The following is a 17,388-nucleotide window of genomic DNA, read 5'->3' as shown; positions in this document are numbered from 1 at the left end:
GAATATTGCATAATAGGAATAATCAAAGGCAGCAAGTCTTCCAGCTTTGCCTTTTACACCATTGCTTATCAGGAGGTTTCACTATGAAACAAGAAAACTGGACTCATCTCGTTGGAAATATTTCAAACTTGCTGGCGCCAAGCATGGCGAAAGATCATCCGAATTTACCGGTCGTTAAAGCAGAAGGCTGCTACTACTACGGAGCTGACGGAAAAACGTATTTAGATTTCACGTCAGGTATTGCTGTTGAAAATGTCGGCCATCGCCACCCGAAAGTTGTGCAGGCCATTAAAGACAGTGCCGATCACTTAATTCACGGTCCTTCAGGCGTTATTATTTATGATTCGATTTTAACGTTAGCCAAACGGCTCGGTGACATCTTGCCTGGTGATTTAGATTGCTTTTTCTTCGCCAATAGCGGAACGGAGGCTATCGAAGGTGCGATCAAACTGGCTAAATACGCAACGAAAAGACCATATGTCATTTCTTTCACTGGATGCTTTCACGGCCGATCAATCGGTGCTTTGAGCGTATCTACATCAAAAAGTAAATACAGAAAGCATTTGCAGCCTTCTTGGCTGACGTATCAATTGCCGTATGCCAACCCAAAAGATTGCCCGCCGCAGATGGATCCCGAAGAATATTTCTCCGAAAAGCTGGAGAGAGACGCTGAAACACTGTTTAACCACCAAGTCGATCCAGAAGAAGTCGCCTGCATGATTATTGAACCTGTCCTCGGTGAAGGCGGCTACATTATTCCGCCGGCCGGCTGGCTGAGAAAAATCCGTGAAATATGTGACCGCCACGGCATTTTGCTTATTTTTGATGAAGTGCAAACAGGGTTTGGCCGAACAGGCGAATGGTTTGCTGCGCAAGCATTCGATGTCACACCGGATATTATGGCGATTGCTAAAGGCATAGCGGCCGGGCTGCCTTTAAGTGCGACCGTCGCTTCGAAAGAGCTCATGCAAAAATGGCCGCTCGGTGCGCATGGAACGACATTTGGCGGCAATCCAATGGCTTGTTCAGCCGCTCTTGCTTCACTGGAAATCATTGAGGAAGAAAGCCTGCTGGAAAACACAAAAGAAATGGGCAAATACGCTTTAGCCGAACTGCAAAAATTAAAAGAAAAACACCCTGTCATTGGCAGTATTAGAGGAATCGGGTTAATGATCGGGATTGAAATTACAGATCCTGCTACAGGAATGCCTGATGGTGAAGGCGTGATGAGAATCCTCGATGCTGCATTAGAAAAAGGTGTGCTTTTCTACTTATGCGGAAATTCAGGTGAAGTGATCCGGATGATTCCTCCGTTAATTGTCACAAAGGAACAAATTGATGAAGGATTAAACATTTTAGATGAAGCGCTGACAGAGTATGAAGCGGTTCTCGTCAAATAAAAAGGAGGAATTATGATGAAAGCACAACCGGATTCACTGACAGAACCAAATGGCCGCCCGGTATCAACCGACGCCAGCTACTGGAAATTTATCATCCCATCGTTGATCGGGGTCTTACTGTTTCTTGTGCCAGTAAAGTATGACGGTGCTGTCACGATCGGCGTCGGAATTATGGCTTCGTTCGTTCAGTCCGCGGTCGGAGATTATTTGCCGGGCTTTATCGTCTTTATATTAGGTTTGTCGGCCGCCATGTCTGCCATCACACTCGTATTTAAACCTCGTGCCATCTTGGAAAACCATTTGCTAAACACTTTGTTTCACACTGGGGCTGCCGGTTTTGCGATGAGACTCATCGGCTTTCTTATTGGCTTAATGACTATTTTGAAAATTGGTCCTGAATTTATTTGGTCGGACACTACGGGAGGTGTTGTTCTTTATAGCCTGGCCCCCGTATTAATGACCTGGTTTTTATTCGCCGGGCTTCTACTTCCGCTGTTAGTCGAGTTTGGTTTGATGGAATTTGTCGGAGCCCTCGTCATTAAATTTATGAGACCGCTGTTTACTTTGCCAGGCCGCTCTTCCATCGACTGTTTAGCTTCTTGGATGGGCGCGGGAACAGTAGGTGTACTCGTTACAACGAAACAGTATGATGAAGGCTATTATACGAAAAGAGAAGCGGCAGTTATTGCTACGACTTTTTCCATTGCTTCAGTTGCTTTCAGTCTTGTTATTGCCAATGTCATTGGCATCGGCCATCTATTCGTTCCTTTTTATTTAGCTGTCGCGGCTGCTTGTATCGTTGCAGCTGTTATTATGCCGAGAATTCCTCCGCTTTCAAGAAAGCCTGACACATATTACGAGCCAGTCGGCCAACAAATTGATGAAACGATCCCTGAAGGTGTTTCGCAATGGAAATGGGGCTGGCAGCAGGCCGTCCACACAGCCAATAAAGCAAAAAGTCCGAAGAAACTGTTTTTAAGCGGAGTCGAAACGGTATTTGATATTTGGTTCGGGCTCATTCCGCTCGTAATGAGCCTTGGAGCAGCTGCTCTTATCGTGGCGGAGTTTACGCCTGTATTCCAAATTATTTCATCGCCGCTCGTCCCGATACTAGAATGGATGCAACTGCCAGAAGCCGATGCTGCCGCCCAGACGATGCTCGTCGGCTTTGCTGATATGTTCCTGCCAGCCGTCATTGGCAGCGGAATTGAAAGTGAATTGACACGATTTGTCATCGCTGGCATTTCACTGACACAACTCATCTACATGTCTGAAATAGGTATTTTAATTTTGCGGTCGAACATTCCGCTAAACTTTTTTGAGTTATTTATTATTTTTGTACAGCGTACGGTCATTACGTTACCTGTCATCGTGTTAATTGCTCATTTATTCGTATTTTAATGCAAAGAGGCGATCTATAAGTGCCAGTCACTTATAGACCGCCTCTTTGTATTCATTCTCTATAAAGCGGTTACTTTATTTCTTCCACTTTCTCTCGAAAGATCTAGTGCTTTATCTCCAGCTAGGGACAAACACATAATTTTATAAACTAGTTAGCTGCCTAGTCCGCATTTCAGTGAAAAGAATATAGATAATAGCAAGAGGTTAAGGAGGGGCGCCATAGGTACATTATTTTAGCGAAAAGGAAGAGTTGATGATGAGTTTTGAAATGGGAATTACAGTATTTGTATTCTTCATGACGATGACGGTCATATTTTGGAGGCCAGGAGGATTAAACGAAGCTTGGCCAACTTCGATCGGTGCAGGGATTATTTTACTAATAGGGGCTGTGTCCCGTGGAGATATTGTGGATATTATCGATAAAATAGGCGGTGCCTCTATTACTATAATAGCTACGATCGTCATGGCTGTTATATTAGAAAGTTTCGGTTTTTTTCACTGGGCGGCTGCACAGCTTGCAAATTTAGCTAAAGGCTCAGGCTATCGTTTATATTGGTATATTCAGCTTCTATGCTTTTTGATGACACTTTTATTTAATAACGATGGCAGCATTTTAATCACAACTCCGATTTTAATCATACTCTTAAAAAACCTTCACTTAAAGCCTCATCAACAAATACCTTATCTCTTAAGCGGCGCTCTGATTGCCACAGCTTCGAGTGCACCTATTGGCGTAAGCAATATTGTCAATTTAATCGCATTGAAAATTATCGATATGTCCCTTTATATGCACACAGTAATGATGTTTGTACCTGCTACACTAGGATTGTTGTTTATGTCCTGGCTGATGTTCATCGTTGTGAGAAAGCAATTGCCAAAAACATTGCCCGCCCCTTTATATGATATAGAAGAAATCTTTTTCGAGAAAAACTTTCATCCTTTAAAAGGAACTATTTCTGTTGAAACAAAACGGAAACGCACGAAATTTATGTTAAGGGTATTATTGTTTGTCTTTGTGATCCGCTGTCTCCTCTTTGTTGCTTCTTACTTCTCTATTCCAATTGAACTGGTAGCCGTCCTCGGCTCAGTCATCCTACTCGTTTGGAGATGGTACCATTTGCGCACAAACCCTGTCGATATCTTGAAGAAAACTCCATGGCACATTCTTATCTTTGCCTTTTCCATGTACGTGATTATATATGGTCTCCATAACGCAGGGCTGACAGCAATGCTTGTAAAAATATGTGGGCCGATTGTAAACGAAGGTTTGTTAGAGGCGACCTTTATTATGGGAGGATTAGTTTCCATTTTATCTAACTTCTTTAATAACCATCCTGCATTAATGATTGGAACAATCACTCTAACAGAAATGGGTCTGAATCCAATTACTTTAAAAACAATTTATCTTGCGAATATTATTGGAAGTGATATGGGATCGTTGTTATTACCTATCGGAACACTTGCCTCTCTTATTTGGATGCACATCTTAAGAGAGAATAAGATTAAAATAACATGGAAAGATTACTTAAACGTGTCACTGATTGTTATACCCTTAACAACCATCATTACTTTATTTTTATTATTCTACTGGGTGCAAATGGTCTTCACTTAAAATTATCTTATGCGTTAATCGCCTAACCGTTACTAAAACTACCGGGGTTTTGTTCATTCTTTAAAACAAAAACGCTTGCGAACTGAACCTTTAGTCCGCAAGCTGAAAAGAGACCACTCCGTAAACACCAAACTCCTCCTCTAAAGTGTTGGCGGAGGTGCTGGTTCTTTGCTTTTAGAACAACCCCTCTTAGTAATTTAGTTGAACAAACTGAATAAAGAATGGTCAATTTGTTCTCGTGAATGCTCGAAAAAAGGATTTTTAGTGATGATAATTGTAAAGGTTTTGTAAAGGTTTCGGTGAGGAATTGATTCGCATTTAAGAAACATGCTACAATCGATTACAGATTCCGATATCGGGTTTCGAAATCAATGAAATATACAGAGGTGACAACATTGGAAGAAAAAGTTTTGCGCAAACTGTTTCTTGGATTTATACATATTCATGTTTTACACCATGCCCGGGAACATCCGATCTTCGGGGCATGGATGGTGGAAGAGTTGAGGGAACACGGCTATAAAATCAGCCCCGGCACACTATATCCCATCTTGCACACGATGGAACACGACGGACTCTTAACTCGTGAAGATCGCCTCGTGGAAGGGAAAATCCGCAAATATTACGCAGCGACTGAAAAAGGAACAGATATACTCGTCGAAGCCCGCAAAAAAGCATACGAGCTTTTCAAAGAAATTAAGGACTAATAGAAAGTGGGGATAAATGATGGATAAAACAACGAAAAAAATCGGCCTAAACGGCTTATTGGAAATTCTGCTCGTTTCCACACGCCTTGGACTCACTTCTTTCGGTGGGCCGATTGCCCATTTAGGCTATTTTCACGAAGAATACGTGCGCCGAAAAAAATGGCTTAATGAAAAAGATTATGCTGATTTAGTCGCGCTGTGCCAGTTTTTACCTGGTCCAGCAAGCAGCCAGGTCGGCATCGGCATCGGTGCCATGCGCGCAGGCGTTCTCGGAGGAATTCTTGCTTTTGTTGGTTTTACACTTCCTTCTGTACTCGCATTAATTATTTTTGCGCTCGTTTTGCAAGGATTGCAAATAGAAGAAGCCGGCTGGATTCACGGTTTAAAACTGGTGGCAGTGGCTGTTGTGGCTCATGCAGTTGTCGGAATGGCCCAGAAATTGGCGCCTGATTTACAAAGAAAAGCTATTGTCCTTATTGCTCTAGCCGCTACCCTGCTTTGGCAAGAAGCATTCACACAGGTTGGCGTTATTTTATTAGCGGGAATCGCCGGATATATTCTTTATAAAGAACAAAAAAAATCTGACCATTCACCTCTGTCTTTTCCTATATCACGGAAGTTGGGTGCCATCTGTCTGACGCTGTTTTTCGGATTACTCGTTGCTCTGCCTCTTTTAAGAGAAGTCTTTTCATTTAACTGGCTGGCCATGATGGACAGCTTTTATCGTGCCGGTTCATTAGTGTTTGGCGGCGGACACGTCGTCCTGCCTTTGCTCGAACGGGAATTTGTTCCAAGCGGCTGGTTAAGTGAAGAACAATTTTTGGCAGGCTACGGGGCTGCTCAGGCCGTGCCTGGACCCCTTTTCACTTTTGCTGCGTATATTGGGGCTGTCATCAGCGGCTGGCAAGGCGGCTTGCTCGCTACATTCGCTATTTTTCTGCCGGCTTTTCTGCTGATTTTAGGCGCGCTGCCTTTTTGGGATGCTATTCGCCGCAATCCGCACATTCAAGGAGCATTAATGGGCGTGAATGCAGCAGTAGTTGGCATTTTAATAGCCGCTCTCTATCACCCAATTTGGACAAGCTCTGTTTTGAAGCCCATTGATTTTGTCTTTGCCGCCATCCTTTTTAGTATGCTGACGTACTGGAAGCTGCCTCCGTGGATTGTCGTATTGACGGGAGCTGTTGGCGGTATAGTGCTGTTTTCACTTTAGATTCATATTTTAGTGATTATTGAAATAACTAATATTCACTTCTTTTTCACTCTCTCTAAATAAAAATGGAAAAGCCCGACTGCCGGGATTTTCCATTTTTTGTTATACTTTCTTTTTCCGATTCTTAATTTTCATTAAAGTTTCGTAAACGATCGGCACGATCAGCGGTGTGAGCAGCGTGGAACTCGTTAATCCTCCTATTACCGTGACGCCAAGTCCTTTTGAAATAAGACCGCTGCCTTCAAGTCCAACAGCGAGCGGGGCCAGCGCGCCGATGGTTGCAATAGCTGTCATGAGAATTGGGCGCAGACGTGTGCCTCCTGCTTCCAATAGAGCTTCCCGTGTGGATAACCCTTCTTTTTCTTTATGGATCACACGATCAATGAGCACAATCGCATTTGTTACGACAATTCCGATCAGCATCAAGGCGCCAATCATTGCCGATACACTCAATGTTTCCCCTGCTATCAGTAAACCGACAAGTCCGCCGATAATCGTAAACGGCAGAGAGAACAAGATCGCAAATGGAGCCAGCCCCCCGCCAAACGTGATGACGAGAATCAAATAAACAATAGCGATCGCCGCAAGCATAGCAAGACCGAGCTGTGTAAATGACTCATTAATGTCTTCCGTTACGCCGCCCATGGAAACATCCACGTTTGCTGGCAGCTTCATTTTATCTACTTCACTTTTAACATCAGCAGATACTTTTGTTACGTCTTTAGATGTAATTTCACCGCTTACTTCTGCATAAATTCGGCCATTCCGGCGGGTAATCGTATTGGAAGTACTGCCTTCTTTCACTTCTGTAATTTCTTCTATCGGCACTTCCATACAGGAAGTTGCCGATGAAAGCGGTATATCAAAAGGAACTTTTTATTTATACTTTAAATCAAAAGATGCCCTCCTGTATTTTGTGCTGAAGTATTACTTTGATATCATCCAATCAAGGCTGGCAGACTTTGAGAATCAAGCGATGCCGCCGCGAGAAAAATTCACGAGCCAATTGAGAGTCCTAATGGAAACATTGAGTGAGCATAAAGAATTTATTATTATGCAGGCGCGAGAACAGGCTATTCCTTTAAACGAGTCAGTGAAGAATCTGCTTTTTCACATGCATGTAGAATCACAGAAATTTTATCGGAACGGCTTACGTGCCGTTTACGGAGAAAAATCCGAGCCATTTATTTGGGACTTATCATTAATGCTAGACGGCATCTTTCAGTCATACACGAAAATCGTACTAGCCGATGAAGAATGCTTTGATTTTAAAGAGCTTGCAGGGTTTATCATGAGAAGAATGGACAGTTTGGCAGCGGGATTTTCAGAGGATGCACCTCTTCTCTCTGAAAAGAAAGCCAAAGATTTGCTAAATAAAACAAAGAAGATGTTTATGCAGGATAATCACCCAGTAAGAACAATCTTAAATCAAATGAAACATGAGCTTCAGAAAATGGAAGACAAAAATGGCCTTGACGTGTCACTGGACGTGCTCATGGCGGAAGTAACAAAAGAAAATCCTCGCATCCCGGTCATTCAGGGAATGCTATCAAACTTTAAAGACGTGAAGGCCTTTGAAAAGTTTCGTCAGGAAATCGCGGCATTCTATCAATTTGAGGTATAAATAAGCGGCGCTGCCATTGATTCCGGGATAACTTACCTCTTCTTTCATAGTTAAGCCCTTCGCAGCATATGGAATCATGTGCATAATCGGTTGAAATAATGGTCCGTACCACCTAGTTTAAAGAAAACAGCAGCCGGGAATGATACAATAAAAAGGAGGTAGGAAATGAGAAAATTCAGTTACTTATTTGCAGTTATGGTTGTCATGTTATTAATAGTTGCTGGCTGCGGCGCTAACGAGGAAGAAGCTAGCCCACCGAACACGGAGCAGCCTGAAGAGCAAGTGACCACTGAGGGAGAAGAAGAAGCTGCCAAGCAAGAGGAAGAGAAACCGGCTGACTTGTCCAGCGGCCTTGATGAAGTGTCTACTTCTCTGAAAGATTTACAATCCAATATAGAAACTGTCCCTCAAGACGCTGATCAATTAAAAACTGCCGGCAAAGACGTTGAAGAGAAGTGGGATGCCATTGAAGAACAAATAGAGGAACAGCACCCGGAAGACTATAAGAATATCGAGGAAAGCCTGTATCCTCTTATTGATGAAACGAAAAAAGATGAGCCAGATGTAGAAAAGATGAAGCCATTACTTACTGACACAATGAAAAAAATCGATGCTTTTAAAGAAAAGGTATCATCCGGTTCTTAAAGAAAGCCCCGTCTTCCAATAAGGAATGCCCCCTTTAAACGAGCAATGAGTTTAAAGGGGGCATTTCATTTCCTATTCCGCTGTTTGAACAACTGCTTTCACTCTTTTTCTTTTCGAAAAAAACAATCGATGGCCTATTCTTTCAAAGCTATGCAAAAGAAAGCCTCCACTTGTCGTGGAAGCTTTTTTCAAAAATCAGTTACGTATTTAACTTTCAGGTTCTTTCTTTTTAACGAAAGGGAGCAGCAGGCGTCCAAATCTTTTAGCAGAAAAACCGGCAAGTTTTTGTTTTTCATATTGCTCTTTGACAAAGTCCAGAAACTTAGGAGAAACTTTCTTCGAAGCGATCAGTGGATAGTACAGCCGGTAGCCTTCTTTTAAATGCTCCCAACGCTCGTCGTTTCCGGGCTTGACGTATTCAGATACATCGATCAGCTTTATTGTTCTTCCCTGTAAAATAATATTTTTTAAATGAATATCTCTCGGGTTCAATCCTGCAAGGCGTGCCTCTTCCACCGCTTTGTCCACTTGTTCAATGACTTCGGGAGAAATATACGTCCCCGTGATCAGGCAATCGTACAAATGAATACCCGATTCAAAGCTGATAACAATAAATCGCTCGCCGGAACCATAGAAAATGGGATAGTAAGAAGAGCCGCTAAGCTTTTGATACGCCCGTTCTTCATTGATCCGCTTTTTTTCCAGACCCTCGGCATATACTTTAAACGCATAGCGTGAACTGGCAGAATGGACAAACACCGCAGCGTCAGTTCCGATTCCGATGCATTGCAGTTCAGTCGGGACAGAGCCAACCTCCACCGGCACGTTTCCCTCTCCTGCCTTTACTATAAGTGATTCAATGAGTGGAACAGCGTCTTTCCAATGAAATTCCTTCACGCAATTTTACTCTTTTTCTCTGTTGACAAAAGAACACAAAATAACCCGCGTTCTTCATTCACAGAGCCTGCTTTCATTTTTATTTTCATAAGTGTACCTTCTTTCCTTGTCTTCCTATTCAATACGCCGGCTATCAAGCTTCAGTCTCTGGCTCTTTTTTCTTCACTTCAATAAATAAAATATGGTGGCCTTCAATCTCTTTCACTTTAAAAGAGAATCCATCTTCACCCACTTCATCGCCGAGTTTTACATCGTAGCGCATCGAATGAAACCAGCCACCGAGTGTATCTACTTCTTCTTCCGAGAGAGAGGTGCCAAGAATGTCATTTACTTCTTCTATTAATACTTTTCCGTTAATAACATAATGACCTTCTGCGATTTTTTGCAGATCAGCAACTTCATCTGTGTCAAACTCGTCCCTTATTTCCCCAACGATTTCTTCTAAAATGTCTTCAACTGTAACAAGACCGGCTGTTCCTCCGTACTCATCTAAAAGCAAAGCCATATGGATGCGTTCTTTTTGCATTTTTAACAGGAGATCGTGGATCGGAATGCTTTCAATCACTCTAATAACCGGCTTAACAAAAGGAACAACAGAGTCTTTTTCCATTACAGGATCTTCAGAAGCTGCAGCGGTCAAAATTTCTTTTAAGTTGACCATGCCGACAACATTGTCTTTATCCCCTCCACTAATAACTGGATAGCGGGTATACTTTTCTCCTATGATCGTATTCAGAATTTCATGCATGGAATCTTCCACGGACAAGCTGACAATTTCCGTGCGGGGAACCATAATTTCTTTTGCTACCCGGTTATCAAATTCAAAAATACGGTTCACGTAGTTTAATTCGGATTGATTAATTTCTCCGCTTTCAAAGCTTTCCGATAAAATCATTCGGAGTTCTTCTTCAGAATGGGCCATCTCATGTTCCGAAGCCGGCTTTAGTCCAAATAAACCAACGAGCAGCCTGGCCGAACCGTTCAATACCCAAATGAAAGGAAACATGACTTTGTAAAACATAATGAGCGGGCGGGAAAATAGCATAGTGACGGCTTCTGCTTTTTGAATGGCAACCGTCTTTGGAGCCAATTCTCCAACGACAACGTGCAAAAATGTAACAGAGGCAAACGCGATACCGAATGATAAAATACTGGATAAAGAATCATTTACATGCCAGCTTTCAAACAGTGGATGGAGAATTCTTTCGACCGTCGGCTCCCCAAGCCACCCCAAGCCGAGAGCAGTAATCGTAATGCCAAGCTGGCAGGCCGACAAGTATTCATCTAAATGTGTAATAACACGCTTGGCCGACTTTGCTCCATTTCTATTTTCTTCAATCAGCTGGTCAATCCTCGTGCTTCTGACTTTAACGATGGCAAATTCAATGGCCACAAAAAAGCCAGTCAGCGCAATTAAAACAGCGACAAGAATTAAGTTAACAGTTAACAATATGCCGCCTTACATTCGTAAGGCGTCCACCTCCTCAATTATATGCAAGTTGACTTCTCATCAATCACAACAGTAAAAGAAACAAAGTTTGGATTAAAGAAAGACTTTCATGAGACAAATTATTCTGTAACAGGTCTCGTTTATTGATTCCTTTTTCTTCAAGATAAGACAGAACAACGGAAACATCCTCTTCCAGTCCCCGCATTTTTTCCTTCAACTCTTGAATATCGATCATATCTCTTTTTCTTTCAGATAATTTCATCTTAATTTCATCAAGAGAAAGATTATCTTCTTTGCATTTTTCAATAAAACGGAGCTGTTCCAAGGCTTCCTGATCGTAATAACGATAATTTGATGCAGAACGCTGCGCTGTCAACAGCCCGATATTCGTGTAATAATCAACTGTCCGCTTCGTCACATTCGCCATAGCTGCTAATTCTCCAATTTTTAGCGACACTGTCCCATTGGAATCCCCCCTTAACTATCACGTGATGGTTTGGTTATGATTATAATTTATCCTATTCCTGTTAGCCAATCATACGAACAGTGAAGATAAAAAATTTTGAGAAGATATGAAGATTTAATGAATTTCCCGAATTTGCCCATATTTACTGTGCAGCTTGCATGCACCCAGGCAGAAACATTGGCATCTATGCTAAAATCCCCTGCAGCTGATTTCTTGCCGCAGGGGATTTCCATGTTTCAAATAGACTTTTTATTCGACGAACTTAGCTTTTTTCTGCTGTTCCTCTGTTAACTTTATGCCAAGTAAGTCAGCTGTTTTTTTGTTAATGACTAATTCCAGTTTTTCAGGGAAACCGACTGGTATTTCGTTCGGTTTTTTACCTTCAAGAATGTCTACAGCCATCTTCCCTGTTGTGTAGCCAAGGTCATGGTATTCAAAGCCGTATGAGGCAAAACCGCCTCGTTTGACGGAATCGCTTTCTCCCACGAACGCTGGAATTTTCTTTGCATTAGCTACTGAAATGACCGACTCAAGAGCGGAAACGACCGTATTATCTTTCGGAACGTAAAGTACATCGGCTCTCCCTACGAGTGTTTCTGTTGCCTGCTTTACTTCCGAGCTGGCAGAAACCGTTACTTCTACTGCTTCTAATCCGTTTGCTTTCATTGCCTCCTTCGCCTTGTCGACGTTCACTACTGAATTTGGCTCTCCAGAGTTATAAATAACGCCTACTTTTTTCGCGTCAGGAAAAAATTCTTTAATCGAACCGATCGTGTTTTTTATCGCATCCGGATGCGTGTCAGACGTTCCTGTTACATTTCCGCCAGGATTGTCTAGACTTTTTACAAGCTTGGCACCGACTGGGTCAGTAATCGCTGTAAATAAAATCGGGATTTCCTTCGTCGATTGTAAAGCGGCTTGGGCGCTCGGCGTCGATATAGCCAAAATTAAATCATTGCCATCATTAACGAGTTTTTGCGCGATTGTCATATTGTTATTTACATCTGCCTGTGCATTTTGGTAATCAAGCTTCAGATTCTTTCCTTCTTCATAGCCGGCATCTTTCAATGCAGCAACGAATCCTTCTCTTGCCCCATCCAAAGACGGATGCTCAACAAGCTGCGTAATTCCTACCTTTACATTTTCCTTTTCTGCTTTGCCGCCTTCCGTTTCTCCGCCGCTTTCACTGCCGCCGGAATCGCAGGCAGTAAGTACAAGCAGAAGACCGATCATAACGGTCATCATCCATTTTTTCATTCGTTTTCCTCCTCGGCTGTCCATTCGCTTCTTTTTTAATCATTTGCTAAAGAATAAAGCATGGTATGTAAGTTTTACGCTAGTTTTCCTCCTTTTTTAGTTAATACAGGTTTTATTTTCACTCTTTTAAAAATATTCCATCTATTCCGATAGTACCATGGCTTTATAGATAGAAACAACAAATAATTTGTTATTTGCCGGAAAAGTAAAATCGGGCAGCTTGTCGAAAACAGATCCATTCACAAAACTTCTGAACTCCTTCTTTACGGATTTGCCCGAGACGGAATAACCTGCTCGGGAATCGCCCAGCCAAGCTTAATTGATGCTCATACGTCAATAAGATAGTGTTAAACAAATATAATTTTTTGCCAAAATTTAAGATCGGGCGAATGATGTAGTACCTTCTCCTACTTTGCAACATATAAATACAGGGAACTTTCTAAATAGGAGGAGAAAAGCAAATGAATAGAGAAATACTGAGCTCATTGGTAGATAAAACAGTGAAAGTGAACCGCGGCGGTCATGATTCAAGAGTTGGGCAGTTGTTGGCGGTAGAGGAAGATTACTTTGTATTGCTCACAAAAGAAGACGGTGTCCTTTATTACAAAGGCCATCACGTAAAGAGCTTAACTGACAATACGAAAAAAGGGATCGAGTTCGACCTTGTCATCCCAGAAGACTTTGATTATATGCAAGGCAAGACTTTCAAAGATATATTAAAAGGCTTAAAATATCACTGGGTCACGGTCAATCGAGGAGGACACGAAAAATATCAAGGCGTAATGGATGATATTACCGATGATTATATTACAATCGTTTTCCACGAAGAAGTTATCCGTGTAGCTATGTTCCACATCCGCAACATTAGCTATGATTTAAAAATTGAAGCTCCTCTTGCAGAAAAAGAGCCAAAAGAAAAAGAAGAAAAAAATAAAGAAAAAAATAAAGAAGAAAAAAAGGAGAACAAGGGCGAATAACCAAGCCTTATTTATTTTCAATCTATCCATCAAAGGTGCCACTTTTGAGTAATCGTGCGAGGAAATAGGCGCATTCCATATTTCCGATCTATTCAAAGTGGCCCTTTTCATATATTTCAATAAAAAGAAGGAACCTGTGAGGAGGGTTGGATATGTCGAGCCCTTATTTTCCTGAGACACTTACATCACTTATCGGGTATTCAATCGGTATTTTTTCAAGTGATGGCGCTTTAATTAAAGGAAACTTGATTGCTGTTAAAAAGGATTATCTGATTTTGCAAAACGAGAAAGATAAATACTTTTATTATCACCTCGATCAAATCAAGTCGATATCTAAAAACACAAAAGATTTAAACACAAAAAAAATAAATGATGACTACTTACAAGCAGAAAAACTACATGACATTCTTCAGCATTGCCAGCGTAGTTGGGTCACAATTAACTGCCATAATGATCAGCTCGTCACAGGCTTTTTGAGCCAAGTATTTGACGATCATATCATTTTAATCAACGGTGAAGAAAAGATTATCATGCAAAACTCATACATCAACAATATTTTCCCGGGCTTCTATGAACAAGGTGATTCTGCTGTAACTGATCATTCAAATGACAACGAACGACTTTCAGATAATGAAACAAAAATGGGCAATGAGTTATCCTCCGCCAAGGAATCAGAGACGGATATTGAAGTATCTTCCCGCAAGGAATCCAAGATGGACATTGAGATATCTTCCGACAAAGAATCAGAGAGGGACATTGAAGTATCTTCCGGCAAGGAACCGGAGAGAGAAAATGAATCATCTTCTGACAAGGAACCAGAGAGCGACATTGAAGTACCTTCCGACAAAAAATCAGAGATGGGCATTGAAGTATCTTCCAACAAAGAATCAGAGAGGGACATTGAAGTACCTTCCAGCAAGGAATCAGAAATGGAAAGTGAATCATCTTCTCACAAGAAACCAGAGAGCGACATCGAAGTATCTTCCAGCAAGGAATTGGAGATGGAAAACGATTCATCTTCTGACAAGAAACCAGAGAGCGACATTGAAGTATCTTCCAGCAAGGAATCAGAGATGGAAAGTGAACAAGAGATCGATACGGTAGACTACAGTTATTTTGACCAAAGACTACGATCAAATTTAGCTTCTCGTAAAAAAAGCTCATCAACTGCCCCTAACAAACAAACTAGACAGCCTTCTGCTTCAAATGATTTTTATATCAAAAAAAGACGAAACAACAAAAAAATAAAAATTAGCAGAAAAGAAATCCAGACGCTGCATGCGGGAGAAAAACAAAGCGTTAAACAGCAGCCAGTCTGTGCACCAGAAGATTACGTAAAGATGGCAAAGCCGGTATTGACCCTTGAAGAAAAGGAAAGACTGCTCGAATCTCAATACTACTCACTGATGAAACAAGCGGAAAAAAACTACTTGAATTTAAAAACAAGAAGGATCAATCGAGAAAAAATGAAATGATTGTCCTCTTTACAAGAAAGGAGGAGCAAATATGGCAATGACTTTTTTTTATTTGGCCACAAGCGGCTTTTTTTACTTTTTATTTATTAAGCCGACTTTCTCATCCAACTCAGCAAAAAACGAAAAAGAACTCCTTTATATAGAAGAGACTTCCTTAAAAAATAAGGCGGCGAAATCGAATGCTTGATTCTCAGCTTCTTTTAATGATAGTGACTTTTTTTGCCGTCATTATCATTATGTTGTGGCGACCGCTCGGTATGAATGAAACAATTCCAACGTCCGCCGGGGCTGCCCTTGTTTTACTTTTAGGCATCGTTCCATTAACTGATGTAATGAATATATTTAATATCGTGAGCGGCGCATCGCTGACTATTTTATCAACCATCATGATGTCTATTGTCTTAGACAGCATTGGCTTTTTTAAATGGATTGCTTTTAATATTATTATCCGATCAAGAGGGTCTGGAAAACGTCTGTTCTTTTATATTATTCTTCTCTGTTTTTTAATGACAATGTTTTTTAACAATGATGGCAGCATTCTCATTACTACCCCGATTATTATCCATATTATGACTCTTTTAAAAATGAAGCCAAAACAGGCGTTTCCCTACTTTATCTCCGGCGCTTTAATTGCCACGGCAGCAAGTGCACCGATCGCAGTCAGCAACATTTCCAATCTTATTGCTTTAAAAATAGTTGGGCTCAGCTTAAACAGTTATATTGAGATGATGTTCATTCCCTCTTTAGCAGGGATAGCACTGATTGCCCTGCTGCTTTATTTGTATTTTAAAAAAGATATACCGAATAAGACTCCTTTTCTTCATTTAAAGTGGAACCAAACATCAAATACTATTAAGTTGGATCACCCTTTAAAATTAGCAGAATCAAATGAAGAAGTTGATTGGCGGCTATTTAAAGTCTGTTTATTTGTCGTTGTTTTAACGAGGGCGAGCTTCTTTGCTTTATCTCCTTTCGGCATTCCCACTGAATGGATCGGGTTAAGCGGCGCCTTTTTACTTCTTTTCATCAGATGGTACCGGACGAAAGTAGGCGTGCTCGATGTGTTCAAGAAAACGCCGTGGCATGTGTTACTATTTGCTTTCAATATGTACGTTCTCGTTTATGGATTAAGGAACGTCGGATTAAACCACTTGATCGTGGAGAACTTAAAAGGATTTGTCATGGCTAACCACTTCAATGCAAGTATGGTAATGGGACTATTTCTTACTTTATTATCTAATGTGACGAATAATCTGCCGGCCGTAATGATTGGAACTTTATCGATTACAGAAATGGGTCTTGATCACCAGACGATGCAAATTGCCTATTTGGCAAATGTGATTGGGAGTGATATTGGCGCGCTGCTGACCCCTGTGGGTACTTTAGCTACTTTAATTTGGATGTTTTTGTTAAAAAAACATTCCATAAAGATTACTTGGGGACAATACATGAAAGTAACGTTTATCGTGATCCCTATTGGCCTTGTTGCCAGTTTACTCTTTCTTTATCTCTGGAACATTTGGCTTTTTTAAAGAATTAAGGAGGATTTTAATTGACGAAACAAATGAAAGATTACATTGGGGAACCCATTCATCTTAAGCTTTCAGGAAAAAGAGAAGTGTCGGGGATATTAATTGAATTGGGCAGCGATGTGCTCGTTCTTTATAAACAAAATGAATATTACTATATCCCACTCATTCATATTCGGGAAATAAAACTTTTAACGAAAGAAGAAGCAGATTCAATCACTCAGCCTGATACCGTAACATCTCCTCCTCTTGCTGAAAAATTGTCATTAACAGAAGTACTTCTTGCAGCCAACGGGGTGTTCGTTGAAATGAGCGTCACAGCAAACCAGCCATTCCACGGCTACATCACAAATACTTTGGATAATTATCTCGTATTTTTCTCTCCCGTTTATCAAACGATGCTCATTCCACTTCAACACATAAAATGGCTGATTCCATACCCGGCAGCTTCCCGTCCATATGGTTTTAAAAATTCCATGCACTCAGCTTCTTCTTCAGCCGCTAAAACTTGTGCCCCGACACTTGAGAACCAGATAAAAAATATGACAGGTACATTTATCACTTGCAATATCGGCGAAAAAGAAAGCATAAGCGGTAAACTGCTTCAAAAGGAAGCCCATTTTATCGACTTATTGACAGTGAAAGAGCAGCAAATTCACATTAATATTCACCATATTAAAACGATCGTGTATACGTAGTCTTTCATTGCAGCTTAAAAAGCAGCCGAGAATTGATGTC

At 41.2% G+C, this 17,388-nt stretch carries 16 protein-coding genes and 1 pseudogene; 12 read left to right on the top strand and 5 right to left on the bottom strand.

The genetic code is table 11. The features are described from left to right. Positions 1–83: 83 nt before the first annotated feature. From F9802_RS16300 to F9802_RS16280, 5 genes are all read left to right on the top strand, one after another. Complete coding sequence (locus F9802_RS16300) at positions 84–1,400, top strand: aspartate aminotransferase family protein (RefSeq protein ID WP_152153852.1); 1,317 nt, start codon at positions 84–86, stop codon at positions 1,398–1,400. Positions 1,401–1,415: 15 nt separating this feature from the next. Continuing rightward, positions 1,416–2,801, top strand: a complete 1,386-nt coding sequence (locus tag F9802_RS16295) for a YjiH family protein (protein ID WP_152154030.1) — start codon at positions 1,416–1,418, stop codon at positions 2,799–2,801. A gap of 256 nt (positions 2,802–3,057) precedes the next feature. Next, positions 3,058–4,413: an arsenic transporter gene (locus tag F9802_RS16290; protein ID WP_152154028.1), complete on the top strand. Its 1,356-nt coding sequence runs from the start codon at positions 3,058–3,060 to the stop codon at positions 4,411–4,413. Positions 4,414–4,808: 395 nt separating this feature from the next. Then, positions 4,809–5,117, top strand: coding sequence for a PadR family transcriptional regulator (locus F9802_RS16285; RefSeq protein ID WP_152154026.1), 309 nt, complete (start codon positions 4,809–4,811; stop codon positions 5,115–5,117). Between the two features lie 19 nt (positions 5,118–5,136). Next, complete coding sequence (locus F9802_RS16280; protein WP_152154024.1) at positions 5,137–6,330, top strand: chromate transporter; 1,194 nt, start codon at positions 5,137–5,139, stop codon at positions 6,328–6,330. A gap of 102 nt (positions 6,331–6,432) precedes the next feature. Here F9802_RS16280 and F9802_RS16275 read toward each other — a convergent pair. Then, a pseudogene (locus F9802_RS16275) lies at positions 6,433–7,137 on the bottom strand (efflux RND transporter permease subunit); the annotation flags it as partial. Between F9802_RS16275 and F9802_RS16270 the strand changes: the two are divergent. Together F9802_RS16270 and F9802_RS16265 are read left to right on the top strand one after the other, a co-directional pair. Next, positions 7,112–7,954, top strand: coding sequence for a TetR/AcrR family transcriptional regulator (locus F9802_RS16270; protein ID WP_191992020.1), 843 nt, complete (start codon positions 7,112–7,114; stop codon positions 7,952–7,954). The pseudogene F9802_RS16275 and the gene F9802_RS16270 overlap by 26 nt on opposite strands. A gap of 165 nt (positions 7,955–8,119) precedes the next feature. Further along, positions 8,120–8,599 (top strand): hypothetical protein, encoded by a 480-nt coding sequence (locus F9802_RS16265; protein WP_152153848.1) that lies wholly within the window; start codon positions 8,120–8,122, stop codon positions 8,597–8,599. A 207-nt stretch (positions 8,600–8,806) separates the two neighbouring features. On the opposite strand, the gene F9802_RS16260 is transcribed toward F9802_RS16265, so the two are convergent. The 4 genes from F9802_RS16260 to F9802_RS16245 all read right to left on the bottom strand — a co-directional run bounded on the left by F9802_RS16260 (position 8,807) and on the right by F9802_RS16245 (position 12,669). Continuing rightward, complete coding sequence (locus F9802_RS16260) at positions 8,807–9,496, bottom strand: serine/threonine protein kinase (protein ID WP_152153846.1); 690 nt, start codon at positions 9,494–9,496, stop codon at positions 8,807–8,809. Between the two features lie 133 nt (positions 9,497–9,629). Continuing rightward, complete coding sequence (locus F9802_RS16255; RefSeq protein WP_152153844.1) at positions 9,630–10,946, bottom strand: hemolysin family protein; 1,317 nt, start codon at positions 10,944–10,946, stop codon at positions 9,630–9,632. A 64-nt stretch (positions 10,947–11,010) separates the two neighbouring features. Next, positions 11,011–11,373: a MerR family transcriptional regulator gene (locus F9802_RS16250; RefSeq protein ID WP_152154022.1), complete on the bottom strand. Its 363-nt coding sequence runs from the start codon at positions 11,371–11,373 to the stop codon at positions 11,011–11,013. A gap of 288 nt (positions 11,374–11,661) precedes the next feature. Beyond that, complete coding sequence (locus F9802_RS16245; RefSeq protein ID WP_152153842.1) at positions 11,662–12,669, bottom strand: ABC transporter substrate-binding protein; 1,008 nt, start codon at positions 12,667–12,669, stop codon at positions 11,662–11,664. A gap of 461 nt (positions 12,670–13,130) precedes the next feature. Between F9802_RS16245 and F9802_RS16240 the strand changes: the two genes are divergently transcribed. From F9802_RS16240 to F9802_RS16225, 5 genes are all read left to right on the top strand, one after another. Next, complete coding sequence (locus tag F9802_RS16240; RefSeq protein WP_152153840.1) at positions 13,131–13,646, top strand: hypothetical protein; 516 nt, start codon at positions 13,131–13,133, stop codon at positions 13,644–13,646. A 152-nt stretch (positions 13,647–13,798) separates the two neighbouring features. Beyond that, entirely contained in the window at positions 13,799–15,121 is a 1,323-nt protein-coding gene (locus tag F9802_RS16235; protein WP_152153838.1) for a DUF2642 domain-containing protein, read from the top strand. 31 nt (positions 15,122–15,152) lie between these two features. Further along, positions 15,153–15,308, top strand: a complete 156-nt coding sequence (locus F9802_RS19790; protein WP_191992019.1) for a hypothetical protein — start codon at positions 15,153–15,155, stop codon at positions 15,306–15,308. Then, the gene (locus F9802_RS16230; protein ID WP_152153836.1) at positions 15,301–16,653 is read left to right on the top strand and encodes an arsenic transporter; all 1,353 of its coding nucleotides are present in this window, start codon (positions 15,301–15,303) and stop codon (positions 16,651–16,653) included. Before F9802_RS19790 ends, F9802_RS16230 begins: the two co-directional genes overlap by 8 nt. A 20-nt stretch (positions 16,654–16,673) precedes the next feature. Next, on the top strand, positions 16,674–17,348 hold the full coding sequence (locus F9802_RS16225) for an LSm family protein (RefSeq protein WP_152153834.1): 675 nt from the start codon (positions 16,674–16,676) through the stop codon (positions 17,346–17,348). Positions 17,349–17,388: the final 40 nt, after the last annotated feature.

The organism is Bacillus aerolatus (genome assembly GCF_009183655.1).
Lineage (GTDB): Bacteria > Bacillota > Bacilli > Bacillales > Domibacillaceae > Pseudobacillus > Pseudobacillus aerolatus.
The sequence above is the reverse complement of the archived record's forward strand: the minus strand, read 5'-3'. Positions and strand labels throughout refer to the sequence as shown.